Annotated in this window: 26 protein-coding genes and 1 pseudogene; 13 read left to right on the top strand and 14 right to left on the bottom strand. The window is 62.6% G+C overall.

Features of this window, described 5'->3' with window-relative positions; all coding sequences use genetic code 11:
- Positions 1–23 precede the first annotated feature (23 nt).
- Together AC56QP_RS04865 and AC56QP_RS04860 are read left to right on the top strand one after the other, a co-directional pair.
- Positions 24–1,139, top strand: coding sequence for a branched-chain amino acid ABC transporter substrate-binding protein (locus tag AC56QP_RS04865; RefSeq protein WP_489860702.1), 1,116 nt, complete (start codon positions 24–26; stop codon positions 1,137–1,139).
- A gap of 84 nt (positions 1,140–1,223) precedes the next feature.
- A complete protein-coding gene (locus AC56QP_RS04860) occupies positions 1,224–2,078 on the top strand; it encodes a LysR substrate-binding domain-containing protein (RefSeq protein ID WP_489860703.1) in 855 nt (284 codons plus the stop codon).
- A gap of 85 nt (positions 2,079–2,163) precedes the next feature.
- Here AC56QP_RS04860 and AC56QP_RS04855 read toward each other — a convergent pair whose 3' ends face one another.
- From AC56QP_RS04855 to AC56QP_RS04835, 5 genes are all read right to left on the bottom strand, one after another.
- Positions 2,164–2,487 carry a cupredoxin domain-containing protein gene (locus AC56QP_RS04855; protein WP_489860704.1) on the bottom strand — a complete coding sequence of 108 codons (324 nt, stop codon included), beginning with the start codon at positions 2,485–2,487 and terminating at the stop codon, positions 2,164–2,166.
- Complete coding sequence (locus tag AC56QP_RS04850; RefSeq protein ID WP_489860705.1) at positions 2,484–3,008, bottom strand: DUF4142 domain-containing protein; 525 nt, start codon at positions 3,006–3,008, stop codon at positions 2,484–2,486. Before AC56QP_RS04850 ends, AC56QP_RS04855 begins: the two co-directional genes overlap by 4 nt.
- A 116-nt stretch (positions 3,009–3,124) precedes the next feature.
- Positions 3,125–3,796: an RNA polymerase sigma factor gene (locus AC56QP_RS04845; RefSeq protein ID WP_489860706.1), complete on the bottom strand. Its 672-nt coding sequence runs from the start codon at positions 3,794–3,796 to the stop codon at positions 3,125–3,127.
- 103 nt (positions 3,797–3,899) lie between these two features.
- Positions 3,900–4,988 (bottom strand): HPP family protein, encoded by a 1,089-nt coding sequence (locus AC56QP_RS04840; RefSeq protein WP_489860707.1) that lies wholly within the window; start codon positions 4,986–4,988, stop codon positions 3,900–3,902.
- 253 nt (positions 4,989–5,241) lie between these two features.
- A complete protein-coding gene (locus AC56QP_RS04835; RefSeq protein ID WP_489860708.1) occupies positions 5,242–6,426 on the bottom strand; it encodes a cystathionine beta-lyase in 1,185 nt (394 codons plus the stop codon).
- Between the two features lie 485 nt (positions 6,427–6,911).
- Between AC56QP_RS04835 and AC56QP_RS04830 the strand changes: the two genes are divergently transcribed.
- The 7 genes from AC56QP_RS04830 (at position 6,912) to AC56QP_RS04800 (ending at position 13,919) form a co-directional block, all read left to right on the top strand.
- On the top strand, positions 6,912–7,547 hold the full coding sequence (locus AC56QP_RS04830; RefSeq protein ID WP_489860709.1) for a DUF1326 domain-containing protein: 636 nt from the start codon (positions 6,912–6,914) through the stop codon (positions 7,545–7,547).
- Between the two features lie 10 nt (positions 7,548–7,557).
- Positions 7,558–8,433: a DUF2182 domain-containing protein gene (locus AC56QP_RS04825; protein WP_489860710.1), complete on the top strand. Its 876-nt coding sequence runs from the start codon at positions 7,558–7,560 to the stop codon at positions 8,431–8,433.
- A gap of 434 nt (positions 8,434–8,867) precedes the next feature.
- Positions 8,868–9,896 carry an amino acid ABC transporter substrate-binding protein gene (locus AC56QP_RS04820; protein ID WP_269903981.1) on the top strand — a complete coding sequence of 343 codons (1,029 nt, stop codon included), beginning with the start codon at positions 8,868–8,870 and terminating at the stop codon, positions 9,894–9,896.
- 63 nt (positions 9,897–9,959) lie between these two features.
- Positions 9,960–11,147: an amino acid ABC transporter permease gene (locus tag AC56QP_RS04815; RefSeq protein WP_489860711.1), complete on the top strand. Its 1,188-nt coding sequence runs from the start codon at positions 9,960–9,962 to the stop codon at positions 11,145–11,147.
- 4 nt (positions 11,148–11,151) lie between these two features.
- A complete protein-coding gene (locus tag AC56QP_RS04810) occupies positions 11,152–12,309 on the top strand; it encodes an amino acid ABC transporter permease (protein WP_489860712.1) in 1,158 nt (385 codons plus the stop codon).
- A 78-nt stretch (positions 12,310–12,387) separates the two neighbouring features.
- Positions 12,388–13,137, top strand: a complete 750-nt coding sequence (locus tag AC56QP_RS04805) for an amino acid ABC transporter ATP-binding protein (protein ID WP_031240865.1) — start codon at positions 12,388–12,390, stop codon at positions 13,135–13,137.
- A 116-nt stretch (positions 13,138–13,253) separates the two neighbouring features.
- Entirely contained in the window at positions 13,254–13,919 is a 666-nt protein-coding gene (locus AC56QP_RS04800; RefSeq protein WP_489860713.1) for a TIGR02117 family protein, read from the top strand.
- Here AC56QP_RS04800 and AC56QP_RS04795 read toward each other — a convergent pair.
- Both AC56QP_RS04795 and AC56QP_RS04790 read right to left on the bottom strand, forming a co-directional pair.
- Positions 13,891–15,141: an FAD-dependent monooxygenase gene (locus AC56QP_RS04795; RefSeq protein WP_489860714.1), complete on the bottom strand. Its 1,251-nt coding sequence runs from the start codon at positions 15,139–15,141 to the stop codon at positions 13,891–13,893. The genes AC56QP_RS04800 and AC56QP_RS04795 overlap by 29 nt on opposite strands.
- A 20-nt stretch (positions 15,142–15,161) precedes the next feature.
- Positions 15,162–15,407 carry a zinc-finger domain-containing protein gene (locus AC56QP_RS04790; protein WP_489860715.1) on the bottom strand — a complete coding sequence of 82 codons (246 nt, stop codon included), beginning with the start codon at positions 15,405–15,407 and terminating at the stop codon, positions 15,162–15,164.
- A 144-nt stretch (positions 15,408–15,551) separates the two neighbouring features.
- Here AC56QP_RS04790 and AC56QP_RS04785 point away from each other — a divergent pair, with 144 nt between their 5' ends.
- Together AC56QP_RS04785 and ppx are read left to right on the top strand one after the other, a co-directional pair.
- Positions 15,552–17,753 carry an RNA degradosome polyphosphate kinase gene (locus AC56QP_RS04785; RefSeq protein WP_489860716.1) on the top strand — a complete coding sequence of 734 codons (2,202 nt, stop codon included), beginning with the start codon at positions 15,552–15,554 and terminating at the stop codon, positions 17,751–17,753.
- The gene (gene ppx, locus AC56QP_RS04780; RefSeq protein WP_489860717.1) at positions 17,753–19,288 is read left to right on the top strand and encodes an exopolyphosphatase; all 1,536 of its coding nucleotides are present in this window, start codon (positions 17,753–17,755) and stop codon (positions 19,286–19,288) included. The genes AC56QP_RS04785 and ppx overlap by 1 nt, the downstream gene beginning before the upstream one ends.
- A 21-nt stretch (positions 19,289–19,309) precedes the next feature.
- Here ppx and AC56QP_RS04775 read toward each other — a convergent pair whose 3' ends face one another.
- The 4 genes and pseudogenes from AC56QP_RS04775 to AC56QP_RS04760 all read right to left on the bottom strand — a co-directional run bounded on the left by AC56QP_RS04775 (position 19,310) and on the right by AC56QP_RS04760 (position 22,480).
- A complete protein-coding gene (locus AC56QP_RS04775) occupies positions 19,310–19,714 on the bottom strand; it encodes a DoxX family protein (protein WP_489860718.1) in 405 nt (134 codons plus the stop codon).
- A gap of 190 nt (positions 19,715–19,904) precedes the next feature.
- Positions 19,905–20,327, bottom strand: a complete 423-nt coding sequence (locus tag AC56QP_RS04770) for a DoxX family protein (RefSeq protein ID WP_489860719.1) — start codon at positions 20,325–20,327, stop codon at positions 19,905–19,907.
- A gap of 107 nt (positions 20,328–20,434) precedes the next feature.
- A pseudogene (gene fumC / locus AC56QP_RS04765) lies at positions 20,435–21,833 on the bottom strand (class II fumarate hydratase).
- 167 nt (positions 21,834–22,000) lie between these two features.
- Positions 22,001–22,480, bottom strand: a complete 480-nt coding sequence (locus AC56QP_RS04760; protein WP_489860721.1) for a cupin domain-containing protein — start codon at positions 22,478–22,480, stop codon at positions 22,001–22,003.
- Between the two features lie 118 nt (positions 22,481–22,598).
- Between AC56QP_RS04760 and AC56QP_RS04755 the strand changes: the two genes are divergently transcribed.
- Positions 22,599–23,564 carry a LysR family transcriptional regulator gene (locus AC56QP_RS04755; RefSeq protein WP_497100764.1) on the top strand — a complete coding sequence of 322 codons (966 nt, stop codon included), beginning with the start codon at positions 22,599–22,601 and terminating at the stop codon, positions 23,562–23,564.
- Between the two features lie 83 nt (positions 23,565–23,647).
- Here AC56QP_RS04755 and AC56QP_RS04750 read toward each other — a convergent pair whose 3' ends face one another.
- Together AC56QP_RS04750 and AC56QP_RS04745 are read right to left on the bottom strand one after the other, a co-directional pair.
- Complete coding sequence (locus AC56QP_RS04750) at positions 23,648–24,628, bottom strand: glycosyltransferase family 10 domain-containing protein (RefSeq protein ID WP_489860723.1); 981 nt, start codon at positions 24,626–24,628, stop codon at positions 23,648–23,650.
- Positions 24,629–24,745: 117 nt separating this feature from the next.
- On the bottom strand, positions 24,746–25,519 hold the full coding sequence (locus tag AC56QP_RS04745) for an SDR family NAD(P)-dependent oxidoreductase (RefSeq protein WP_489860724.1): 774 nt from the start codon (positions 25,517–25,519) through the stop codon (positions 24,746–24,748).
- 420 nt (positions 25,520–25,939) lie between these two features.
- Here AC56QP_RS04745 and AC56QP_RS04740 point away from each other — a divergent pair, with 420 nt between their 5' ends.
- Positions 25,940–26,743 (top strand): glycosyl transferase family 90, encoded by an 804-nt coding sequence (locus AC56QP_RS04740; protein ID WP_497100765.1) that lies wholly within the window; start codon positions 25,940–25,942, stop codon positions 26,741–26,743.
- 49 nt (positions 26,744–26,792) lie between these two features.
- Here AC56QP_RS04740 and AC56QP_RS04735 read toward each other — a convergent pair whose 3' ends face one another.
- Positions 26,793–26,969 (bottom strand): TetR family transcriptional regulator C-terminal domain-containing protein, encoded by a 177-nt coding sequence (locus AC56QP_RS04735; protein WP_489860726.1) that lies wholly within the window; start codon positions 26,967–26,969, stop codon positions 26,793–26,795.
- Positions 26,970–26,991: the final 22 nt, after the last annotated feature.

Here is a 26,991-nt window from a genome sequence, read left to right as displayed (position 1 = left end):
TCTCAAAAAACAGGGGAATAAAAATGCGCATGATCGTGCAGATGATGACTGCTGCCCTTATGACCGTCGCCGCTGTCGGCGCTGCGAGGGCGGATATCGTGTTCGGCGTCGCAGGCCCGATGTCGGGGCCCAACGCCGCCTATGGAGAACAGTACCGCGTCGGTGTCGAGACCGCGGTGGAACACATCAACGCCAATGGCGGCGTTCTCGGCCAGAAGCTTACCGTATCGGTCGGTGATGATGTCTCCGACCCGAAGCAGGGCGTTTCGATCGCCAACAAATTCGTAGCCGACGGCGTTCATTACGTTGTCGGACACTATAATTCTGGCGTCACCATCCCCGCTTCCGAGGTCTATGCGGAGAATGGCGTTCTGTTCGTCACGCCGACGGCCACCAACCCGATGGTGACGGAACGAGGCCTGTGGAACGCTTTCAGGGCATGCGGGCGCGACGATCAGCAAGGCACGATCGCCGCCAAATTCATTCTCGACCGTTTCAAGTACAAGAAGATTGCGATCGTCGACGACAAGTCGACGGCGGGCAAGGGTCTCGCCGACGAAATGGCCAAGGCCTACAACGCCGGCGGCGGCAAGGAAGTTCTCCACGAGGAGGTCAACCCGGGCGAGAAGGACTACAGTCCTCTTGTGGCGAAGATCAAGCAATCGGGCGCCGACCTTGTCTACTATGGCGGTCAACACACGGAGGCTGGTCTCATTGTCCGTCAGATGCATGATCAGGGCGTCACCACGATCCTGATGGGCGGTGACGGCATCTCCAACAGCGAGTTCGGTGCTATCGGCGGCGATGGTGCCGTCGGAACCCTGATGACGTCGTTCCCGGACCCGGCAACGTTTGCGGAAGCCAAGGACGCCGTCGCCGATCTGAAGGCCAAAAACGTGCCCACGGAAGCGGTGACCCTCTACGCTTACGCGGCAACGCAGATTCTTGCCCAGGCCATTGCCAAAGCCAAGGCCGACGATCCCAAGGCCGCTTCCGAAGTCCTTCATTCCGGCGCCAGCATCTCGACGGTGCTCGGCTCGATCTCCTATGACGACAAGGGGGATATCAAGCAGCCGGGCTTCGTCGTATTTGAGTGGCAGAAGGTCGACGGCAAGCTGACTCCGGTCGCCCTCAAGTAGAAACTTTGCATCGGCGGCCGGACATCGGCCGCCGATGCCGTCCTGGAACGCTGGACGATGGCAGTAAATCCGCCGCGACCTCGAATGCCGCCCCTCAACACCTTGCGGGCTTTTGAGGCTGCGGCTCGCCATGAGAGCTTTGCCAAAGCCGCGGATGAACTCGGGGTTACTCCCGCGGCGGTGTCGCATCAGGTCAAGTCCCTGGAGGCCTGGCTTGGCTCGCCGCTGTTCGTGCGCCATGCCCAGGGGCTGCATCTGACCGAGGCAGGGCGCGCGGCCCTGCCGGCCTTCTCCACGGCATTTGACGCCATGGGCCTCGCCGTCCAGGAACTGCGCATCTGGGCGCCGAGGCCGCAGGTCAGCATTGCCGCCTTGCCGTCGATCGCCCAGCTTTGGCTGGCGCCGCGCCTGCCGGCACTTCGTGCCGAGAATCCTGCCCTTCGCCCGTCCATCCACGCGCTGGAGGAGCCGCCGGATTTCCGGCGCGAGCCCTTCGACCTCGCCATCTTTCTGACCAGGCAGGCGCCCGCCGGCAGCCGCTCGTTCAAGCTCTGCGACGACGTGATCTTTCCGGTTTGCGCGCCGGCGTTGGCGCGGCAGCTGCAAACGCCGGCGGATCTGTCATCGCAGCTCCTGCTTTGGGACACGACATGGACCGGCGACTGGAGCCTGTGGTTCGAGGCTGCGGGGCTGAAAGGCCCGTCGATCGAGTCCGGCTCCGAGTTCTCGCTCTACAGCATGGCGCTGCAGGCGGCCGTCGACGGCGCCGGGGTGCTGATGGGGCATGAGCCTCTGGTCGCGCGCGCCCTCGCCGCCGGTTCGCTCGTGGCGCCGTTCCCGCAGCGCGTCCCGACTGGCCTCAGCCTGTCGATCCTTGCGCCAGACCGCCCGCCCGCCCAGGCCGCGCAAATGATCGAATGGCTGCTTTTGCAGACGTAGCGATCGCTCAGCTGCGCCCCACCGCAAGCAGATCGACGGCAAGGAAATCGCTTCGCCGCCGACCTATTTCGGTTCTCTCGCTGGATCAGGGCGCCACCACCAAACGGCCTTTCATGTTGGGATGGAAGCGGCAGAAATAATCGACCGCTCCCGTGGCCTTCAATGTCAGGCTCGCAGATTTTTTCGGCGGGATGATCACCTCCCAGCCACCCTTCACCGTCGCCGTGTGGGCGAACACATCCTTGTTCACCCACACGATCGTATCGCCGACCTTCGCCTCGACGGTCGCCGGCGAAAAGACAAGCTTGTCGATGGTGACCTCTATGGTTTCGGCCGCTGCCGGCGTCACCGCGACGGCCAGCGCCAGGGAGGCGATCCACAGTCGCCGATCCAAGGCGTACGGCCTCATTTCAGCATGCCGGCGACGTGTTCGGCATGCTGCTCATGGCCCAGGAATATCTTCAGGCCGGTCTCCAGCAGGCTCTTCAGTTCGGCATTGCTGGCCGACGGGATGAGCAGCGTTTCGAGCGCGCCGTTGACCTGCTTGTGATAGGCAACCTCGTTGTCGACATAAGCCTTGTCGAAGGCCGCGCCCTTGAGCGTGGCCAGTTTGGCCCGCTCCTCCGCCGCTGCCTTGGTCAGCGCCTTGCTGGTGGCGTTGTCTTCCGGCGTCACCCTGAGTTTCTTGACCAGGTCGAGCGCCTGCGCATTTACCGCCTCGTGGTCGCGCACCATGTCCTTGGCGAAGTCGAGAACCTCCTTGTTCTTTGACGTCTTGAGCGCTTGCTTGGCTGCCTCGACATCGAGGACGCCGGCTGTATAGGCGATGTGGGCGATCTGCGGGTCGGTCGGTTTGTCGGCGGCATGGGCCAGCGGCGCCGCTCCCAACAGAAGCAGGGCGGCCAGGGCCGCAGTGTGACGAACAAGCATGGGATTCTCCTTCTCCCGGACGCGGGAAGCGCGCCGGGCAGTGGTTTCGGTTGACGGTCATTGGATGCGGTGCGGCGGCAAACGTTCCCGCCAAAATCAACTGAATCCGACGGGGATCAGCTTTCCAGCCCGAGCCGCCGCATGACGGCACTGGTCAGCCTTTCGCAGCGCCGGCCGGCAAACGGGAAGGCATCGAGCAGCACCGGTCCGATCTGGTCGTCCAGCGCCTTGCGCACCAGGGCACGGGCGCGGTGCAGCCTTGTCTTGACGGTTTCAGGCCGCACGCCAAGAAGATCGGCGGTTTCCTCGATGCTTAGCCCTTCGATCACCCGCGCCACGAACACCGTCCGGTAGACATCGGGAAGGCTGTCGGTCGCCCGTTCGACCAGCTTGAGAATTTGCCGTTGCGCCATCGTCCGCTCCGGATCGTCGCTGGGGTTGAGAGGGAACTGGATGATCTCGGCTTGCGGTTCCGGCATCGCCACCGTTCGCCGCCTTTTGCGCAGGCGGCCGAGCGCTTCGTTGATGACGATGCGGGATAGCCATGTGGCCAGCGACGAGTCACCGCGAAAGGCCCCCAGGCTGGCGAACGCCCTGACATAGGCCTCCTGGACGATGTCCTCGGCCTCGCTGTCATTGCGCACCACGCCGCGCGCGATGCGGTAGAGCCGCTGATTGTGCGCTTTCATGATGGCGCGGAAGGCGTCGCTCTCGCGTGTCAGCGCTCGACGCACGAGATGCATGTCGCCTGAAGCAGCGGAAGGCGCGGCGGTCGACACAGCAGGCATGGCCAGTTTCCTCAACCCAATCTCCGGACCGGAACCCCGATTGAAGGATTGGATGGCATGGCAGGCAAAAGGTTCCCGGCTATTTTTCCGGGTCCGGCAGCGGTTACTGTACCGCTTCCGCCGACAGCTTGTCAGCAGCCCGCAGCCGTGCCGTTGCCGCCAGCAGATCGGTCTGGGTGATCAGCCCGAGGATCCGCTTGTCGTCGTCGACCACGATGACCGCGTGGCTGCGGCCGTCGGTGAGCACGGGCAGCAGTCCCATTGCGGCGGAACCGGCCGTGGCGGTCGCCGCCGGCGAAATGACGGAACCGACCATCTCGGTGGCCAGCGCCAGTTCCCGCAATCCCACGGTTCCCGCCAGCCTTGCCTCTGCATTGACGACTGGCAAGATGCGGATGTTATGGTCGAGCAGCAATTTGCGCGCCCTGTCGGCAGGGGTGTGTTCATCTACCGAGATGACATCGCGCGACATGATGTCCTCGCAGAGCAACGTTGAATGCTCGCGCACCAGCGCTTGCAATTCGACTTGCCGCAGCAGCCGGTCGAGATCGTCACGGTCGATGTCGAATGTCTCTTCGAGTGCGCCAAGCGCGGCGTCGATGTCTTCGGAGCGGAAGCCGATGCGCGACTGCGCGGGCGGATCGATGGTGCCGTGGCTGTTCGCCGGCACCGGTGCCGGCACGTGCGGATAATTGCGCCGGGCCAGCTTGTGGAAACCGTAGCCCAGCGCCACCAGCAGGATTGAATTCAGCGCCACCGGCACGAATGGAAACAGGAAGCCGGCGCTGATAACGGCAGGTCCTCCCAATACCGCGGTCAGCGCCGCGGCCCCGCCCGGCGGATGCAGGCAGCGTGTGAACGACATGGCTGCAATGGCAAGCGCCACCGCAATGCCGGTGGCAAGGGCTGTTTCATGGATGAAATGCGCCACGATCACGCCGACCAGCGCCGATATCGTGTTTCCGCCAATGATCGACCATGGCTGCGCCAACGGGCTTGCCGGCACCGCGAACAGGAGCACGGCCGACGCTCCCATCGGCGCCACCAGCAGCGGCACATGCGGGCCGTTGCCGAGCACCAGACCTCCGATCGCGCCAGTCAGGGCAATGCCGATCGTCGCGCCGATGCAGGCGATGATCCGCTCGCGCAGCGTCGCGCCGGCAAGAATGGGAACAAAAAGGCGGAAAGCCATGACGTGGGAAACTCTGCCGGTATTCCAGGGGAGGTCGAAACCGTGATGATCGCACCGCAATGACGCGGCATCGTTGAATTTGAAAGCCAAACTGATCCGCGAAGCCGCGGTTTGAAGGAATAGAATTCCCTGATGTCACCGCGGTATCCGTCGGCCCGATGAGTTGGGTTGCGCAGGGCAAGGCGAGCGTTTCATCAGTCCTTCGAGGCGCTTGCGCCGGTCCGTTGACTCAATTTGGCAGCGCCTCGATCGTTCAGGCCGCCGCCGCGGCGGTCAGGCCGCGCAGGATGTCGGTCTTCAGATCCTCGACATCCTCGAGGCCGATCTGCAGGCGGATCAGCGGGCCGTCATAGGAACCCTTGGCGACGACACGGTCGCCGAGCCAGACCGGCACGGCAAGGCTTTCATAGCCGCCCCAGGAATAGCCGAGGCCGAAGATCTGCAACGCATCGAGGAAGGCGTGCTGCTGTTTCTGGCCGCCGCCGGCAAGCACGATGGAAAAGATGCCGCTCGAGCCGGAAAAGTCACGCTTCCACAGGCCATGGTCCGGATGGCTGGGAAGGGCCGGGTGGAGCACGCGCGCCACGCCCTTCTGGCCCTCGAGCCATGAGGCGATGGTGAGCGCGCTGCGCTGATGGTGCTCCAGACGCACGCCCATGGTGCGCAGGCCGCGCAGCACCTGGTAGACGTCGTCGGGCCCGGCGCAGCAGCCAAGCGTGCAAAAGCTCTCGTAGAGCTGCTTCCAGTGGCTCTCATTGGCAGACACCGTGCCGAGCAGCACGTCGGAATGGCCGGCCGGGTACTTCGTCGCCGCATGGATCGAGATGTCGACGCCGTGGTCGAGCGGGCGGAAATAGAGTGGCGTTGCCCAGGTGTTGTCCATCATGACGATGGCACCCGCGGCGTGCGCCGCCTTGGCGATGGCGGGGATGTCCTGCACCTCGAACGTGTTGGAGGCCGGCGATTCCGTGAACACCACCTTGGTGTTGGGCCTGATCAACGCCGCGATGCCGGCACCGACATCGGGAGCGTAGTATTCGACCTCGACACCCAGCCGCTTCAACATCGTGTCGGCGAAATTGCGGGTCGGGTGGTAGACGGAATCGACGATCAGCAGGTGGTCGCCCGCCGACACGAAGGCGAGTAGCGGCACGGTCACCGCCGCAAGGCCCGACGGCACCACGATCGTTCCGGCCGAGCCTTCCAGCGCGTCGATCGCCTGGGCAAGGGCATCGGTCGTCGGCGTGCCGCGCGTCCCGTAAGTGTATTTCTGGCTGCGTGCCGCCATCGACGCCGCGTCACGAAAAAGCACGGTCGAGGCATGCACCACCGGCGGATTGACGAAGCCGAAATAGTCATGCGGGTTGTTCCCCGAATGGGCAAGCCGCGTGTTGATGCCCAGCTTGTCGCTAACTTGCTCGCTGCCGTCTTTCGCCATTCTTCGTCGCCTTGTTTTACAAGGCGCTAGCCATAGTGCGGCGTCATGGACCGCGCAACAGCCACCGTCCGCCAGCGGACGACTTCGAATATGCCAATTCTCCCGTGTGAATATCGCAGCCAGGGTCGGATCCTAATCTGGCCGACCACGTGCGGTAGCGCCGAGGCGAGCAGCCCGATCCCCGAAGCCGTCAGCAGCGGGACGATATTGCCCGTGGCGATGGAGGCCGCCATCGTCGCGGCGGCAACGCGGGTCCGGGTTCTGTGTCCTGCGCGGATCGGCAGTTCGTTGTATGCGGCTGCGATGGCCTCCACCGATCGGCCTATTGTGGGTGGCTGCGAAAGGAATATAATCAGGTCCTAATATTAATCGCCGGATTGCCTCGACCAGATGCTGCCGGATGGTTGTTGCCGGTTGACCCCCTGGTTCCCCACGATCCGGATATCGCGCTCACGGAGCATGAGCGCGGCAAGGGGAGGAATGCCATGCCCGACGTCAAATGGACAATGAAGGCGCGCGAATTCATCAACTGCAATTGCGCTTATGGCTGCCCGTGCCAGTTCAATGCCTTGCCGACCCACGGATCCTGCCAGGCGGTTGCTGGCATGGAAATCGAGAGCGGCCATCACGGCAGCACCAAGCTCGATGGATTGCGGTTCGTCGGGATTTTCCGCTGGCCCGGCGCGATACACCAGGGCAGGGGCGAAGCCGCGGTGGTTATCGACGAGAGGGCGACCGAAGCCCAGCGTGAGGCGCTGCTTCGTATATTGGGTGGTCAGGACACCGAACCAGGCGCAACGATATTCCAGGTCTTTTCGACCACACTGGAGAAATTCCACGATCCGATCTTTGCCGCGATCGATTTCAAGGTCGACGTCGACGCACGAACCGGCCGGCTGTACGTCAAGGGCGTAACCGACGGCCATGGCGAGCCAATCAAAAATCCGGTCACCGGCGCCGAGCATCATGCGCGTATCGACCTGCCGCACGGCTTCGAATACGCGGTCGCCGAGGTTGGGCGTGGCTGGACCAAGGCGACGGGCCCGATCAAGTTCGAGCTGTCCGATACGCACAGCCATTTCGCCAATCTGCATCTCACGCAGAGCGGCGTCGTGCATTGACCTGATCCAAATGGGCGACACAGCCCTCGAGGCGGTGCTGCGTCGCGATCGTGCGGTCGTGACGGCCGCACTCGTCGTGATTGCCGTGCTTGCCTGGGCCTATGTGCTGTGGCTCGCCGCAGGAATGGTCATGCCCGGTTCTTCCGTACCGAGCGGCGGCGCAGGCGACGTGGCCGCAACGGGCATGTCGAACATGGACATGTCGAGCATGGACATGGGCGGCATGGACATGGGCGCCACGGTGGCTCCCGGTTTCCGGGCTTGGGCAACGGCCGATTTCGCTTTCATCTTCACAATGTGGGCGGTGATGATGGTCGGCATGATGACGCCGTCGGTCGCGCCGATGTTGCTGCTCTATGCTGGCGTCGGCCGCAAGGCGCAAGCGGATGGGCGTCCCATCGCTTCGACGGGGTGGTTTTTTACCGGCTATCTCACCGTCTGGGTTGTGTTCAGCATCGCGGCGACCGGAGCCCAATGGCTGCTCGCCCGTCTCGCCTTGCTCGATCCCTCGATGGCGACCGATAGCGCGATTCTCGGCGGCCTCGTTCTGATCGCCGCTGGCCTCTATCAATGGACGCCGATGAAGGGTGTCTGCCTGCGTCAATGCCAGGCACCGATCGCGTTCCTGGCCAGTCATGGCGGGTTCCGTTCCGCTCCGCTCGGCGCGCTTCGACTGGGCATCGATCACGGCGCCTATTGCCTCGGCTGCTGCTGGGCGCTGATGGCTCTGCTGTTCGTCGGCGGCGTCATGAACGTTCTGTGGATCGCTGGCATCGCCATCCTTGTTCTCCTGGAAAAGACAGTCCCCACCGGGCAGTTGATCCCGCGCGTTTCCGGAGCGCTGATGGCGGCGACCGGCGCCTGGGTCATCCTTGAAGCACTCTGACAACGCACGGCTGCGTCGCGTTTCCGGGCGTTGTTGACCTGAAACCACCCGGCAAATCGTCAGATGACAGCTTTGGACGTGCCAATTCATTCCGCACCAAGGTAGTAACGCGAAGGTATTGCAAGCATGGACTTCGCTGCCCCGGCCTGCATTTGCGTTGAACGAGTTTTGCCTCCTTTGTTTGCGCTGCTGACTAAATCGCGGGCGCGTTTGTCTGCAATTCAGGCATTTGCGGCAACTGGTTTTCAAACTCTTTCGGATTCGGTCATTTCCCTTGACCTCACAGGAATAATCGCCTTCGATGCAGTTCGTGAATGGGAGGCAGCGCGTCGACAACGATGCAGGGGTTCTCGGAATAAACCCGAAGGGGGCTGCGTTCACGCAGGAACAAAGATCAGGGTTTGCCTGAAAACAGAGAAAAGGGTCTGTGGGTTATGAAACACATTGCAATTGGCATTCTTGGAGCTGGCGCGCTTGGATTGATGGCTTCGGCCGCTTCGGCAACCACGCTCGATACCGTCAAGGCGAAAGGCTTCATCCAGTGCGGTGTCTCGACCGGCCTGGCCGGCTTCTCGGCGCCGGATGACAAGGGTGACTGGCAAGGCATCGATGCGGATTTCTGTCGCGCGGTCGCTGCTGCCGTCTTTGGTGACGGCACCAAGGTCAAGTTCACGCCCCTCAGCGCTAAGGAGCGGTTCACCGCGCTGCAGTCCGGCGAGGTCGACATCCTGTCGCGCAACACAACCTGGACGATCAATCGTGATACGGCGCTTGGCCTGAATTTCGTCGGCACCACCTACTATGACGGCCAGGGCTTCATGATCAACGCCAAGAAGCTGCCCGGCGTCAATTCGGCGCTGCAGCTTTCCGGAGCCGCCGTCTGCGTGCAGAGCGGCACCACCACCGAGCTCAACCTCGCCGATTACTTCAAGGCGAACAAGATGGAGTATAACCCGGTCGTCTTCGAGAAGCTCGAAGAGGTCAACGCCGCCTATGACGCCGGCCGCTGCGACGTCTACACCACCGATCAGTCGGGCCTCTACGGCATCCGCCTGACGCTGGGCTCGCCGGCCGACCATGTCGTGCTGCCCGAGATCATCTCGAAAGAACCGCTCGGACCGGCCGTGCGCCAAGGCGACGACCAGTGGTACCACATCGTCAAGTGGACCTATTTCGCGCTGCTCGACGCCGAGGAACTCGGCATCACCAAGGCCAATGTCGACGAAATGAAGAACTCCCCCAGCCCGGAGATCAAGCGCGTGCTCGGCCAGGAAGCCGATACCAAGATCGGCACCGATCTCGGCGTCTCCAACGACTGGGTCGTCAACATCGTCAAGGCCGTCGGCAACTATGGCGAAATGTTCGACCGCAATGTCGGTTCGGGCAGCCCGCTCAAGATCGCGCGTGGCATCAACGCGCTGTGGACCAAGGGCGGCCTGCAATACGCTCCGCCGATCCGCTGATCGAAATGTGATCCGGGAGGCAGATCGTCTGCCTCCCGGCTTCTCTTTCCCGGGGACGGTCGAATGGCATCGCAGGAAGTTCTTCGCGAGGAGCCCAGCCGCGGTTCCTTTATCAATGATCCCAGGGTCCGCGGGATATTCTACCAGGCGGTGGTGGTCGTCCTGCTGGCGGTTTCGGTCTGGTGGATCGTCCAGAATGTCGTCGACAATCTGACCCGCTTGCACATCGCGTCGGGCTTCGGCTTCCTCAAAGGTCGCGCCGGCTTCGACATCAGCGACAGCGCCATCGCTTATACATCCGACTCGACCTATGGCCGCGCCATTGTGGTCGGCTTCATCAACACCATTATCGTTGCGGTCGCCGGCATTGTCACCGCGACCCTTATCGGCTTCATAGTCGGCATCGGCCGGCTGTCCCACAACTGGCTGATTCGAAAGATCTGCACGGTCTATGTCGAGATCTTCCGCAACATCCCGCCGCTGCTGGTGATCTTCTTCTGGTATTCCGGCGTGCTTTCCGTGCTGCCGGCGCCGCGCGACAGCATCAACCTGCCGTTCGGTTCCTTCCTCAATCAACGAGGCTTCTATTTTCCACGCGCGGTCTGGGGCGACGGCTCCTGGCTAATCCTGGTGGCATTCATCGTCGGCATTGCCATGGCTTGGTTCGTTGCCCGCATGGCGCGCCAGCGACAGATGGCGACTGGCCAGCAATTTCCGGTGTTCTGGACATCGGTGGCGCTGATCGTCGGCCTGCCGCTGCTCGCTTACGTGCTGAGCGGCTTTCCGCTGAGCTTCGATTTTCCGAAACAATCGACCTTCAACCTGACCGGCGGCTTCCAGGTCAAGCCGGAGTTCCTGTCGCTCTATCTGGCGCTGTCCTGCTATACGGCGGCGTTCATCGCCGAGATCGTGCGCGCAGGCATCATGGGTGTCAGCAAGGGGCAGACCGAAGCAGCCGGTGCGCTCGGGCTGCGGCCGGGATCGATCCTGCGGCTCGTCGTCGTGCCACAGGCGATGCGTATCGTCATTCCACCGTTGACCAGCCAGTATCTCAACCTGACCAAGAACTCGTCGCTGGCCATCGCCATCGGCTATCCGGACCTGACGGCGACCGCCGGCACGGTCTTGAACCAGACCGGCCAGGCGGTCGAGGGCGTGCTGATCATGATGGTCGTCTATCTCGCGCTCAGCCTGGTGACGTCGGCGGTCATGAACGTCGTCAATGCCAGAATGGCGCTGGTGGAAAGGTAGGGACATGCAAGAACACGATATGTCCTGGGTACGCACCGAAATGGTGCTGGCGCAACCGGCGCCGGCAAGCGTCAGCGGCCTCGGCGCCTGGGTGCGCAAGAACCTGATCGCCTCTACTGGCGACACCATACTGACCATCGTCGGCCTCGTGCTTGTCGCGATGATCCTCCCACAGGTCATCAACTGGGCGTTCATCAACGCCCAGTGGACCGGCACCGACCGTACCTTCTGTGCCACCGTGGGGCAGGGCGGCATCCAGCCGGATGGCTGGAGCGGTGCCTGCTGGGCCTTTGTCAATGCCAAGTTCGGCCAGTTCATGTTCGGGCGATATCCGATTGAGGAGCGCTGGCGGCCGATCCTTGTGGCCATCCTCACCGTCGTGCTGTTGGTACCGCTGCTCGTCCCGCGCGTGCCGCGCAAGGGATTGAACGCGATTCTGCTGTTTTTGGTGCTGCCGGTCGTCGCCTTCGTCCTGCTGGTCGGTGGCGTCTTCGGCCTGCCGCATGTCGAGACGTCGCTGTGGGGCGGCCTGCTGGTCACGCTCAGCCTGTCCTTCGTCGGCATCGCGGTGTCGCTGCCGCTCGGTATCCTGCTGGCGCTGGGGCGACGTTCGAAGATGCCGATCGTCAAGACACTGTGCGTGATCTTCATCGAGACGGTGCGCGGCATCCCGCTGATCACCGTGCTGTTCTTCGCCAGCGTCATGCTGCCGCTGTTCCTGCCGGCCGGCGTCACCTTCGACAAGTTCCTGCGTGCGCTGATCGGTGTCTCGCTGTTTGCCGCGGCCTACATGGCCGAAGTGGTGCGCGGCGGCCTGCAGGCGATCCCCAAGGGCCAGTATGAAGGCGCCGATTCGCTCGGCCTCGGCTACTGGCAGAAGATGGTGCTGATCGTCATGCCGCAGGCGCTGAAGCTGGTCATCCCAGGCATCGTCAACACCTTCATCGGCATGTTCAAGGACACCAGCCTGGTCTCGATCATTTCGATGTTCGACCTGCTCGGCGTCGTCAAGCAGAACTTCTCAGACGCCAACTGGGCAACGGCGCAGACGGCCAGGTCCGGCCTTATCTTCGCTGCCTTCGTCTTCTGGCTGTTCTGCTTCGGCATGTCGCGTTATTCAATGTACACCGAACGCCGACTCGACACCGGCCACAAACGCTAAACAAAAGAACAAGGGGACCCTGCCATGGCCATCGAAAATGCCGTCAGCGCGGAAGAGATCAAGGTCAACGCCGCCAAAATGCATATCTCGACCACCGATGTCGCCATCGACATCATCGCCATGCACAAATGGTACGGCGAGTTCCATGTGCTGAAGGACATCAACCTGAAAGTGATGCGCGGCGAGCGCATCGTCATCTGCGGTCCGTCCGGCTCCGGCAAATCGACGATGATCCGCTGCATCAACCGGCTGGAAGAGCACCAGAAGGGCAAGATCATCGTCGACGGCAAGGAACTGACCAACGATCTCAAGAAGATCGACGAGGTGCGCCGCGAGGTCGGCATGGTCTTCCAGCACTTCAACCTGTTCCCGCATCTCACCATCCTGGAGAACTGCACGCTGGCGCCGATCTGGGTACGCAAGACGCCGAAGAAGCAGGCGGAGGAAATCGCCATGCATTTTCTCAAGCGCGTCAAGATTCCGGAACAGGCCAACAAATATCCGGGTCAGCTCTCCGGCGGCCAGCAGCAGCGCGTCGCGATCGCCCGTTCGCTGTGCATGAACCCGCGCATCATGCTGTTCGACGAGCCGACCTCGGCGCTCGATCCGGAAATGATCAAGGAAGTGCTGGAGACCATGGTTGGTCTTGCCGAAGAAGGCATGACCATGCTTTGCGTCACCCACGAAATGGGCTTTGCCCGCAAGGTCGCCAACCGCGTGATCTTCATGGACCAGGGCCAGATCGTCGAGCAGAACACGCCTGCCGAATTCTTCGACCATCCGCGCCACGAGCGCACGAAGCTGTTCCTGTCGCAGATCCTGCATTAGGCCTTCGATGGCTGCAAAAGAGCCCGGCTGAAACAGTGCCGGGCTCTTTTGCGTATGGACGGGCAGGAGGCGGGCGGTTCTTGTCGCGCCGGGACGCGTTTGCAGGGCCGCCATTCATGAAAAAGCTCGGACGTTTTCTAGGCCTCCTGTTGATCGTGGCGGTGCTGGCTGGGACGCTGGGCACCTTGGTGCCGCGCCCGCTCTGGCCGGCTGCTGCCTCGGGTGAGGGTAAACGCCACATCCTGGTGCTGAAGAACCCGATCCACACCGACATCGCCATTCCGGTTGATGATGCCGTGCGCCAGCGCTTCCATTTCCTGGCCGATGCCGGTGTCCCCGTCGACATTCCCGAGGTGCGCTACATCGTCTTCGGCTGGGGCGGCCGTGCCTTCTATCTGGAAACGCCGACATGGTCGCAGCTCAAGGCTGCGCCGGTGATGAAGGCGCTAACCCTCGACACATCGGTCATGCATGTCGATGTCGCTGGCTTCATAAGCGAGACGCGTGCCGACGTTGTCGGCTTCGACATTGGCGAGGAGCGTTTTATGGCGCTGCTCGACTTCATCGAGGCGAGTTTTCAGCGGGGACCGACCGGCCCAGTCGCCGTCGAGAACGCGGCCTATTCCAGGTTCGACCGCTTCTATGAGGCGAACGGCCGTTTCAACGCGCTGGTTGGCTGCAACACCTGGGCGGCGGCGGCCTTGCGAACCGCCGGCCTGCGCACTGGCTGGTGGAACCCGCTGCCGGCTTCGCTCAGCCTGTCGATACGGCTGTATAATTAGTTTGCTGCCAACCATAGAGCCAGTCGAGATCCGTCGCGAGCTTTTCCGGCGAGCGCATCTTGAGGAACAGGTTACGGGCGATTGCCACCGGTCCCACAGCATGCCAGGCAAGGTGGTTGAGGGCGCCGCGCCGGGCGACTTTGGCGACGCGCGGCCGCCGCAGATTTTCCCAGACGAGGAGGCATCGCGCCGGATCGGCAGGAAAGGCAGCAAAAGAGCCGGCAAGCGTCGCCGCATCCTCGATCGCCATCGCCGCGCCTTGTGCCGCGAATGGGGTCATCGCATGCGCCGCGTCGCCGATCAGCGCGATGCCGTCCGGCGTCGTCCAAGGCTGCTTCTGCTCGACCGTATGGAGCGGCCAGGTCAGCCACGGGCCGGCCATTTCCAGTAGTCTTGCAAGGCCCGGCGCGGTGCCGCGCATTGCGGCGGCGAGGATGCCGGGATCGGCATGGCCGGACCAGCCCTCGGCGATACGCTCGCCCCTGGTGAAGGCGACGAGGTTGAAGGCGTCGCCCTTGCTGACGGGATAGGCGACCATATGGAAGCCAGGATGCAGAAAGGTCGTCACACAATCGGCCGCGCCGACCGCGGCAAAGGCTTGCCCGGCGGCACTGTCAACCGCGACGGTGGTGCGCCAGGCCAGCTCACCGGAAAAACGGCTTCTTGGCGGTGCCGTCCCCCTGGTCGAATCGACAAGCGTGCGCACCGACGACCAGACGCCATCGGCGCCGACCAGCAGGGAGCCTTCCACCTCGACAGTCTCGTCGTCGGTCTCGACACTCGCCGTGATGCCATGGGTCCCGATGGCAAGGCTGCCGACGCGCCCGCCGGTGGTAAGCTGAATATCCGGCACCTCGGCAAGGCGCGCCATCAGCGCCGCCTGCAGGTCGGCGCGGTGAGCCACGAGGTAGGGTGCCCGCCAGCGCGCTTCAGCGGTCTGTCCAAGTGGCACGCGCGCCAGTTCACGCAACGTCGCGGCGTCCTTCAGCACCACCGCTTCCGGCCGCACCGCTGTTGGCAGCAGGCGGTCGAGCACACCGAGCTGGCGAAGGATGCGTGTTGCATTGGGAGAAAGCTGGAGGCCGGCGCCAACCGCATCCATGCGTTGCGCCTGTTCGAACACTTGCACGGGGTAACCGTGTTCGGCGAAGGCCAGCGCCGCGGTCAACCCGGCTATGCCCGCCCCGGCGATGATGACTTCACGGGAACGCGTGTCGTCCATTTGCAGCCGGTCGCTGGAGATTAGGCGGCCTGGTCGATATAGATGCAGCCACCCGGCTGCGTTTCCGTCGCCTTCAGCTTTGGCGAATAGCGGTAGAGCGTCGAGCAATAGGGGCAGACTTTTTCATTGTCGTCGCCCATGTCGAGATACACATGCGGGTGGTCGAAAGGCGGATTGGCGCCCGTGCACATGAATTCCTTGACGCCGATGTCGATCGCCGGGTGGCCCGCATCGTTCTGAAAATGGGGAATGGAACCGCCTGCCATCGTCATCTCCTTAACGCAGTCTCATCTGCATCTGGATCATATCAGGTCTCTTTGCAAGATCGATGAAATGAAACTGTCGCAAAAGCCTGTCAGAGGATAAGTTAAGCCGGTTAACCGGCTTTAGGCGCGGGAAGAGCAGGAACCATGAACGAACTGAAGCCGGTGCAGAGCGAATTCATCAATGTCGAGGCAGCGAGCCCGGAAGGCGGCAATCCCGACCGTTTCGTCAATCGCGAGTTTTCCTGGCTGCAGTTCAACCGGCGTGTTCTCGAAGAATCGCTCAACCTCAATCATCCGCTGCTGGAGCGTGTCCGCTTCCTGTCGATCTCGGCCGCCAATCTCGACGAGTTTTTCATGGTGCGCGTCGCCGGCCTCGCCGGCCAGGTGCGCGAGGGCATCGTGCTGAAGAGCCCCGACGGACGCACCCCCGAACAGCAGCTCGAACAGCTGCTGCGTGAGGTCGAAAGGCTGCAGGAAGACCAGCAGAAGAGCCTTTCGGCCCTTACCGTGCTGCTCAACAAGGAAGGCATTGAAAGCATCACCCGCGATGCGCTGACCAAGGACGAAAAGATCTGGCTGGAAGACCATTTCCAGGAACAGGTGTTTCCGGTACTCACCCCGCTGTCGATCGACCCGGCGCATCCGTTCCCGTTCATTCCCAATCTCGGCTTCTCGATGGCGCTGCAGCTGCGCCATCGCAAGAACGGCGAGGAGATGAGCGCACTTCTGCGCCTGCCGGTAGCTCTGAAGCGTTTCATCCGTTTGCCGGACCGCAAGCGCCATGTCCGCTTCATCCCGTTGGAAGAGGCGGTCGGCCTCTACATCGGCAAGCTGTTTCCTGGCTATGAAGTCAAGGGCTCCGGCACGTTCCGCATCATCCGAGACAGCGATATCGAGGTCGAGGAGGAGTCCGAGGATCTGGTGCGCCTGTTCGAGACGGCGCTGAAGCGCCGCCGCCGCGGTTCGGTGATCCGCATTGAATTCGACAGGCTGATGCCGTCGGAACTACGCGACTTCGTCGCCGGTGAGCTTGGCGTCTCGTCGAGCCGCATCAGCGTCCTGACCGGCCCGCTGGCACTCAGCCAGATATCCGAGATTGTCGCCGTCCCCCGCGATGATCTGAAATTCACCCCCTACAATCCGCGCTTTCCCGAGCGCATCCGCGAGCATGGCGGCGACTGCTTCGCAGCCATCCGCGAGAAGGACATCATCGTCCACCACCCCTATGAATCCTTCGACGTGGTGGTGCAATTCCTGCGCCAGGCGATGGCCGATCCCGAAGTGGTGGCGATCAAGCAGACGCTTTACCGCACCTCCAACGACAGCCCGATCGTGCGTGCGCTGGTCGATGCGGCCGAGGCCGGCAAGTCGGTGACGGCGCTGGTCGAGCTCAAGGCGCGTTTCGACGAGGAAGCCAACATCCGCTGGGCGCGCGACCTGGAGCGCGCTGGCGTGCAGGTCGTGTTCGGTTTCCTCGAGTTGAAGACTCATGCGAAAATGTCGCTGGTGGTGCGGCGCGAGGACGGAAAGCTGCGCAACTACGTGCATCTCGGCACCGGAAATTACCATCCGGTGACCGCGCGCATCTACACCGACCTGTCCTTCTTCACCACCGATCCGACGATTGCCCGCGATGTCGCCCAACTCTTCAATTTCATCACCGGCTATGCCGAGCCGACGGATGAAATGCGGTTGGCGATCTCGCCGTTCACGCTGAGAAGCCGCATTCTCAAGCATATTTCCGATGAGGTCGCCCACGCGCTGGAGGGAAGGCCGGCGCGCATCTGGATGAAGATGAATGCACTCGTCGACCCGATCATCATCGATGCGCTCTATGACGCCAGCCGCGCTGGCGTCGAGATCGACCTCGTCGTGCGCGGCATCTGCTGCCTGCGGCCGCAGGTGCCGGGCCTGTCGGAAAACATCAGGGTGAAGTCGATCGTCGGCCGTTTCCTCGAACACAGCCGCATCTATTGCTTCGGCAATGGCCATGGCCTGCCCTCGGACGAGGCGATCGTCTACATTTCTTCGGCCGACCTCATGCCGCGCAACCTCGACCGCCGTGTCGAGACCATGGTGCCGATCACCAATCCAACTGTGCATGAACAGGTCCTTGGCCAGATCATGCTGGGCAACATCATGGACAATCAGCAAAGTTTCGACGTATTGGCTGATGGAACCTCCCGGCGCGTGGTGCTGGAGGAGGGTGAGGAACCGTTCAACGCGCAGGAATATTTCATGACCAATCCGAGCCTGTCCGGACGGGGTGACGCGCTGAAGTCGCATGCGCCCAAGCGCATCGCGCAGTTCAAGCGCCGCAAGAAGAACGCCGCAGCGTCCACCTGATGCTGTCTGATTCCCAGGGCCGGCTGCAGGACCGCCGACCGCTATCCATCATCGACATCGGGTCGAATTCGATCCGTCTCGTTGTCTATGAGGGGCTGGCGCGCTCGCCGACCATGCTGTTCAACGAAAAGATGCTGGCTGGTCTTGGCCGCGGCATCGTTTCGACCGGCAAACTCGACCCCGAGGCGGTGACGCGCTCGATGGAAGAGTTCCGCCGCTTTCGCGCGCTCTCCGACCAGGCCGGCGCCGAGCATATGTATGTGCTGGCGACAGCCGCCGCCCGCGAAGCGGTCAATGGTCCCGATTTCATCCACCGCGCCGAGGAGGTGCTGAAGACCGAGATCCGGGTGATCAGCGGGCGCCAGGAAGCTTACTATTCGGCGCTCGGCGTCATTTCAAGCTTCCATCCTGCCAATGGCATCGCCGGCGATCTGGGCGGCGGCAGTCTCGAACTGGTCGACGTCAATGGCGAAGCGATCGGCGACGGTATAACGCTGCCGTTGGGTGGCCTGCGCCTGCAGGACATGGCGAAGAACTCGCTGGCCCAGGCGGCGAAGATCGCGCGCGACGAACTGGCGAAGGCGAAGTTGTTGAAGGGTGGGCAAGGCAGGCCCTTCTACGCCGTGGGCGGAACCTGGCGAAATCTCGCCCGGCTGCACATGGAAATGACCAATTATCCGCTTGGCGTGATGCACCACTATGAGATCAGCGCCGACAGTGCCACGACCTTCCTGAAACAGGTGGCCAAAGCCGAAATCGAGAAGGTCAAGGGCATCGAGGGCGTCTCCAAGAACCGCCGTTCGCTGCTGCCTTATGGCGCCATCGTGCTGCAGGAGATCATGACGGCGATGCAGCCGTCGAAGATCATCGTTTCGGCACTCGGTGTGCGCGAAGGCTTTCTCTATTCGCTCCTCGACGAGGCTGAGCAGAAGGCCGATCCGTTGATCTCGGCCTCGGAGGAACTTGCAGTGCTGCGCTCGCGCTCGGTCCACCATGCGCACGAACTGGTCGAATGGACCGGCAAGGCCTTTGCCGCCTTCGGCATCGACGAGACCGAGGACGAGGCGCGCTACCGCCACGCGGCCGCATTGCTGGCCGACATCGGCTGGCGCGCGCATCCAGAATATCGCGGCAAGCAATCGCTCAACATCATTGCCCATGCCTCCTTCTTCGGCGTCGACCATCCTGGCCGCGCCTTCCTGGCTTTGGCCAACGCCTATCGTCACGACGGCATCTTCAACGAATCCATCGCGCCGGAAATCAAGGCGCTGGCGACGCCACGCTATCTGGAGCGGGCTCGCGTGCTGGCGGCGATGATGCGTGTCGTCTATCTGCTGACGGCGTCGATGCCCGGCATCATGCCCAGGCTGAAATGGGAACAGCGCGCCAACGGCGTGCTGGCGCTGGTGTTGCCTGCGTCGCTGGCCGATCTTTACGGCGAGCGGCCGGCCGGCCGGCTGGCGCAGCTGGCAAGGATCACCAACCGCCGGCTTGTGCTGGCCGTCGAGGGCGGCCCCAGCGTCTCGGTCAAATAGAGCGTCTCGGTGAAATAAGCCTTACGCCGAAGCGCGCCCGTCGGCCGACCAGGCGCCGGCGCCGGCCATTGCCAACGCCAGGAAACCGCCTGATATGGCGATGTCCTTCATCAGCATCTGCGAGTGCAGGAAGGCGAGCATCGCGTCACCGCCACCCTGGCCGTAATGGCCGATGAAGCCGGCGACGATGCAGAAGGCGGCGAGCAGCAGCGCCGCGATCCGGGTCTGGAAACCGACCAGGATGAGCAGCCCGGCGATCAGCTCGAACAGGCCCGTGCCCCATGCGGCGAGCGTCGGCAGCGGCAGGCCGAGGCTGGCGAAATAGCTCGTCGTTCCGGCAATATCGGAAAGCGCCTGGAAGCCGGAAGGCACGAAAAGGGCGGCGAGCAGCAGCCGGGAAAGCAGAAGCAGGGCGTTGCGGGGCATGCTTGTCACCTCCGATGTCGATCAGGCAGGGCCGATCGGCCGACTGCTCACCTCGACGCCTTGATCCTATCAGCAATGCGGTCGCAAATCCCGCCTGGCGGATCGAGACGTGTGGGCCTGTGCATCGACAACGAAAAAGCGGCGCGGAAAATTCCGCGCCGCCTTTGTTTCAGGTATTTGAAGGTGTTGTTCAGCCGCGCCTGGCGTCGACCGAATAGGCGCCGGCACCGAGCACTGCCAGGAGCAGGAAGCCGCCGGTGAGGCCGAGGTTCTTCTGCAGCATCAGCATCTGCATCTGGTCGGCGAAGTTGAGGTGCGCGACCGCCGTGGCGGCCAGCGTGAAGATGGCGAGTACGATCGCCACGATGCGGGTCTGGAAGCCGACAAGGATGGCGAGGCCGCCGAACAATTCAAGCAGGCCGGAACCAACGGCAGCCACCGTCGGCAGCGGCAGCCCGATGCTGCCGAACCACTGGGCGGTGGCCGAGATCGCGGTCAGCTTGGCGAAGCCCGACAGGATGAAAAGGATCGACAGGAGCACCCGGCCGACCAGGATCGTGGCCGAGGCATTGGAAGCGGTGCCGGAACCGGCGACGGAAGTGTTGAGGGACATGGTGGTACTCCGAATGGGGTTGATGCCCTGCAGATAGCCCATGTCGACTGTTCACCAAAGACGCGAATGCGGCGACACATCGTTCACCGTAGGTAACGTTCCTGCGATCATCCCGGGTGCGTCATGTCCTCCGGCCGCACCAGCCGGTCGTAGTCGGCTTCGCTGACCAGCCCGGTTGCCAGCGCTTCCTCGCGCAGCGTGGTGCCGTTCTTGTGCGCGGTCTTGGCGATCTTGGCGGCGTTGTCGTAGCCGATGGTCGGGGCGAGAGCCGTCACCAGCATCAGCGAGCGATCGAGTGCCGCCTTGATGTTGTCCTCACGCGCCTCGATGCCGACGACGCAGTTGTCGGTGAAGGAGACCGAAGCGTCGGAGAGCAACTGCACAGACTGCAGGAAATTGTAGGCCATCAGCGGGTTGTAGACATTCAGTTCGAAATGGCCCTGGCTGCCGGCGAAGGTGAGTGCGGCATTGTTGCCGAACACCTGCACGCAGACCTGCGTCATCGCCTCGCACTGGGTCGGATTGACCTTGCCCGGCATGATCGAGGAGCCCGGCTCGTTTTCCGGTAGCGACAGTTCGCCGAGGCCCGAGCGCGGGCCCGAGCCGAGGAAGCGGATGTCGTTGGCAATCTTGAACAGCGCCGCCGCCGCCGCATTGATGGCGCCGTGCGAGAACACCATCGAGATCGTGGGCGGCGAGCGCCTCGAACTTGTTCGGTGCCGTGACAAAGGCGATGCCGGTAATGGCAGCGATGCGGTCCGCCACCCTTTCGGCGAAGCCGACGGGCGCATTGAGGCCGGTGCCGACGGCGGTGCCGCCCTGCGCCAGTTCCTGCAGGCCGGGCAGCGTCATCTCGATGCGCTTGATCGAGGAGGCGACCTGCGCCGCATAGCCCGAGAATTCCTGGCCCAGGGTGAGCGGGGTGGCATCCTGCGTGTGCGTGCGGCCGATCTTGATGATGTGGTTGAAGGCCCTGGCCTTGGCGTCCAGCGCCTTGTGCAGATGCTTCAGCGCCGGCAACAAATCGTGCACGATGCGCTCGGCGCAGGCAATATGCATGGCCGTCGGATAAGTATCGTTCGACGACTGGCTCATATTGACGTGGTCGTTGGGGTGCACCGGCTTCTTCGAGCCCATGACGCCGCCCAGCATCTCGATCGCCCGGTTGGAGATCACCTCATTGGCGTTCATGTTGGACTGCGTGCCCGAGCCGGTCTGCCAGACCACCAGCGGGAAATGCTCGTTGAGCTTGCCGTCGATCACCTCTTGCGCCGCCGCGATGATCGCCTTGCCGATCGCCGGGTCGAGCCGCTTCAGCTCCATATTGGCTTCCGCCGCCGCCCGCTTGACGATGCCGAGCGCGCGCACGATCGAAGCCGGCTGCTTTTCCCAGCCAATCTTGAAATTGCCGAGGGAACGCTGCGCCTGCGCGCCCCAATAGCGGTCGGCGGCGACCTCGATGGGACCGAACGTATCGGTTTCGGTTCTGGTCTTTGGCGTGCTCACGGCTCTCTCCTTGTCGAAGTCGGCAACGGCGTATCGCGTTGCACAAACGGCTTCAAGCGGAGATTTCGGGCGCAAATGATGCAAATCGGTTGAACGCCTCCACCTTCTCCCGCAAGGGAGAAGGGAAGGCGCGTCGGCTTGCCGAAGTGAATGCCCTGAACGGCCAGTCAGGCAAGCGGTGGGCCTACGATGTCGATGCCATTCTTTGCACAGAGCTGCACCAGTGCCGCGATGATTTCCGGCGTCGGTTCCACTTGCGGCGGCAGCTCCGGCTGTTCGGCGGGGCGGCCCGCCTGGCGCAGGAGCGTTTCGAAATCCGCACCGCGCGTGACGGTCAGGGTACTCGCTCCTTCGCGCGACTCGACCCTGTAGGTGTGCGGCAGGCCTTTCGGCGCAATGACGGTTTCGCCGGCGTCCGCAATGTGTTCGTGGCCGGCGATCTGAAAGCGCAATCTCCCGTCCAGGACGTGAAACACTTCGTCTTCGCGGCGATGCACATGAAGCGGCGGAGAGTCGCCATACGGCATGCGATGTTCGACGACGCAGATGCCGTCTTCTCCCGCGGCCGATGAGATGTGGATCGCGACGAGCGTGTTGTTGAACCAGAAGAGTTCCTTGCCTGTGATCGTCCCAGGGGTCATTGTCATGAGTTCTATGCTCCTATTTCCTATTGTTGCCTGTGCCGACTGGGCGGCGCCGATGGCGACCTAACCAAGGACATGCCGGCGACGGAAATCGAATGATCGTATGGGGCGAATTGATGCGATGAATTTGAACGCGCTCGACCTCAATCTCGTCAGGGTGTTCGACGCCCTCCTTCGGGAAAGAAGCGTTACGCGTGCCGGCGAGCAGATCGGCCTCAGCCAGCCTGCCGTCAGCGCCGCGCTCAATCGCTTGCGGCATGCTCTCAACGACCAGCTGTTCGTGCGCCACGGCAACGAAATGATGCCGACGCCGCGCGCCGAGAGCCTGGCGGAGCCGTTGCGCGTGGCGCTGCGGGAAATCGAACGTGTCTTCCAGTCCACGAAAAACTTCGATCCGGCGGAACTCGAGCGAACCTTCACGCTGATGGGTGCGGATTTCTTTTCCATGCTGCTGATGCCAACGCTGGCGGCGCGCATCGCGGGTATCGCGCCGCGTGTGTCGTTGCGGTTTCTCGATAGCGCGCGCGGCGACGTTTCGCGGCTGCTCCAGGAGGATGAAATCGACGCAGCACTGGAGCGTCCGCTGGAGGTCTCCGACTGGGTCTCCAGCACGCCTCTGTTCCATTCACCATTCGTCATCATCGCCGCGGGGGACAATGCTGCGATCAGACAGGCGGGGATCGCGGACGGCGCAGCTCTGCCGATCGAGCTTTTCTGCGAACTGCCCCACGTTCTTCGCTCTATCGACGGCTCGATGTCGGGTTCCACCGACGAGGCGCTCGGCAAGCTCGGACGAACGCGTCGTGTAAGCCTGGCACTGCCGCACTTTCAGGCTGTCGCGTTGGCAGTGGCAAACGGAAACTACCTTGCAGCGGTTCCCAGGCAGTTCGCCGTTTGGGCCGCGAGGACCCTTCCGCTCGTCATCTTCGAACCGCCGCTTCCCATTGCTGTTCCTGAAATCAGGATGTACTGGCACGCGCGCCACGACGACGAGCCACCTCATCGCTGGGTTCGTAACCAGATCCTGGAGGCGGTCGGTGCTCTTGGATTTGTGGAAAGCGCCGCCACTGAAATTGCCGGCGCCTAGCGGCCTGCCGCATGGCAGATTGCGGGCGGCAGGAATGCAAACGGCTGAAGGAGCATTCCTCCTTCACCCTTATGCCTCAATCGTCAGCTCGGGATCGTTTTCTTCCAGCGGCGCAACCGGGTGCGCAGGAAGGAGACGCGGCCGAAAGGAAGAGTCGGCCGTCCGGATGGCGGATGCGGCCGCTCTTCCCGGCGTTGACGCACGAGATTCATCAATCGGCAGAAGGTGGGGGTTTCCAGTCCCGGCAGACGTTTCACGATGCTGTCGGGCAGCGGCTTCGAGCGCCAGGCGAAATAGGCCTCGTAGTCCTCAGGCGTTTCGATCAGGTGCTGGAGATAGGCCGCCAGCTCCTTGGCGCTCGGGAAGGCGCTGGCGTCGATGTAAGAATTGGCAGGCACGAATTCATCGACATTCGGCGCGCCAAGGTAGATCGGTACCGTGCCAGCGTCGAATGCATCGTAGATCTTCTCGGTGACGTAGTCGGGCTCGATTGAATTTTCCAGCGCCAGGCAGAACCTGTGCCGCGCAATGGTTTCAATCTTGGATTCCCGGCCAAGATCCGGGCCACTGATCGCTCGATTGTGAAAGTGTCGGCCGTAGGAGTCGATCTTGATATAGCGCGAAAGCTCGGCCGTGAAATCAATGCGGCCGCTGCGGTTGACGGGCGCGGACTGGAACAGCGCAACGGGCGCCTCTTCCGTCTTCGCGGCGATCGGTCTGGCAACCATCTCCTGCCATCCGCGAGCCCGGGGAAGATAGGGCATCCAGACATCGGAACATGTTTCGTGCGTCATCGTCATGTCGAAATGCCTCATGACATCCGGATTGGTGACGCGTTTGTAGTTCTGGCGACTTTCCATCGACCGGGCCACCCAATATTGGCCGGGGTATTTGTAGGCGTCGCCGAATTCGCGAAAGTCCGGAATATGAAAGACGACCGCCGCCGCCTCGGAAAGCCGACGCTTGTCCAGCGTCCACCGCCCTTCACAATGGATGGACGCGATGTCGACAGGCTTGCCGAAGAACGTCGTGTAGAAAAGGATCAGCGGATCGTTTGATGACATGGCACAACGAGTGTCTGAACTACGCCTCGGATCTATAACGGTGCGGGACGCGGGATGGGAAGTCTGGTCAAGCGCCTTGGCATGTCCGAGGCGGACGCAAGGGACTGATCCGCACAGTCACCCGGCGGTATAGCCGCCGTCGACAGCGAAGATGCCACCGCTGGTCCACGCGGCCTCATCGCTGGCCAGATAAACCGCCATGCCGGCGAGGTCATCGGGACGGCCGATGCGGCCCAGCGGATAGCTGCGCTCGACATAGGCCTTCAGCTCCGCCTTTGCCTCGGCAGGCAGATTGTCGACTGTCCTGCGCCGCATGGCGGTATCGACTGTGCCAGGCGCGATTGCGTTGACGCGAATGCCGCGTGGGCCGAGCTCGAAGGCCAGCGATTTGGTCAGTGAGTTCAACGCGCCCTTCGACAGCGAATAGAGGCTTGATGGCCGCTTTGGGATCATCTTGTTGGCGAAATAGGAGGAAATGTTGATCACCGATGCGCCGGTTGCGAGATGTGGCAGCAGGCCCTGGGTGAGGAAGAACACCGCCGTCACGTTGAGAGCGAAGGATTGCTGGAACTGAACCTCGCTGACATCAGCGAACGGCACCAGGAAAGCCACTCCCGCATTGTTGACAAGAATGTCAAGACGTCGGCCGGACCTTTTCACCAGATCGATGACGGCCTCGATGCCGATGCCGGCGGCAAGATCGGCCGACAATATCTCCACAGTGCCAACCGAGCCGGAAGCCGTCAGTTTTTCGCGAGCGCCGTTGAGTTTCCCGGCGTCGCGACCGACGATCGTGATGTCGGCGCCTTCACGCAAGAAAGCTTCGGCGATTGCAAGGCCGATGCCGTCCGATCCGCCGGTAATCAGCGCGCGTTTGTTGTTCAGTCTCATTGGACGCTCCGGGACCGCTCTGGTCACCTCGAGAGCACCGCGGATTCACGGCCGTGGTCAAGGTATCGACCTATCCCACGGTATGAACTTCGACCCTTGCCAGCCTTCTGGTGTGTTGAATTGCCAGATGACGCAGCTTGCATCTGGGGCGCGAACAGGATAGCCGCCTTGATCGAGGAGCCGCGCAAGTTTAAGTCAGGCAACGCGGGCTTCCGATCGAAATACTTTCTGCAAGAGCATTGCTGAAAATGGTACCTCTTGAGACGGGAGCCCAGAAGCTTCCCTTGCCGGTCGATGTTGTCGAAGTTGAGAGGCGCCTGCTGCCCGGGCTTAATCGAGGCGAGATCTACTGCCGATCTCGACAACGGAAAGCTCTTGGTGCGCTCTCGCGCCGCCTGGCTAGAAAGGCACAGGCAAGTATTGGCCCTCGTTGCCGAGGCCTTGGCGTCCCTTGGCGTCCGCAGCGTACCGCCATTCCACATGCTCCTCGGCGATACGCCCTCCCGTAGAAGGCATCGCTATTTCCGCACTCGCTTCGCATTCTCCCAGGCAGACGGCTATGGCGAAGTGGCCGCGCCGGATTTCGTTTTCGATGGTTGGCCGGACGCAAAATTCGACGACTACGATCAGAAGACGCGGGCGATGGCGGCTGCGTCGGACGGGCCGCCACGCGATAACAGGCTGTTCTGGGCAGGGCGCTGCATGAACGGCGCCCGCAGAAGGATAGTCGAGATCGCAGCGGCCCGGCCCGATCTCCTGGAGGCGTACGACACCGAGCCAAACTATGACGTTGCCATCAATCGATATTCGGCAACGTTCAGGTCGATGGAAGACCAGGTTGCCACCTACCGATATATGATCGATGTCGAGGGTGCGGGCTACAGTGGCCGCTTCAAGATGCTGCTGCACACGAAACGCGTCGTGCTGTTGCAGGACCGGCCCTGGCGGGAATGGTTCTTCGACAGTATCGAGCCGTTTCGTCACTATGTCCCGGTGGCACGCGACATGTCCGATCTGGTCGAGCGCATCGAGTGGTTGCGTGCCAATCCGAAGATGGAGGCCGAAATAGCGGAAGAAGCGCAGCGCTTCGCGCAAACCCACCTGACGCGCTCGGCTGCGGTGGCGGCATGGGCCCGTCTGCTCGAAAGCCATATGGCTGCCGGTGGCAATCTGAAGTCCGGTCTCCAGCGGCGCAAGCCTGCGACTGGTTGGCCGGCGCGATAGGGCGTTTGTCACCCGCATCAAATTCGGCCGGCCAGCCAGTCGAGACTGATTACGCGCCGGCGGTCACGGGCTCCCTCGTGGCCAGCCGCCCTGCGACATAATTCTTGACCTGGAGGATCGCCTGTTCGCGCGAGACGCTGCCCGGCTGCGAGCCGAGCCGCAGCCAAAGCCCGTCGATCAGCGCGGTGACGCCAAGTGCGATTTCGTCGGCATCCCTCGGCGGCAAGGCCGTGCAGGCCGGACAACAA

This window comes from Mesorhizobium sp. RCAM 05104 (assembly GCF_059683645.1).
The sequence above is the reverse complement of the archived record's forward strand: the minus strand, read 5'-3'. Positions and strand labels throughout refer to the sequence as shown.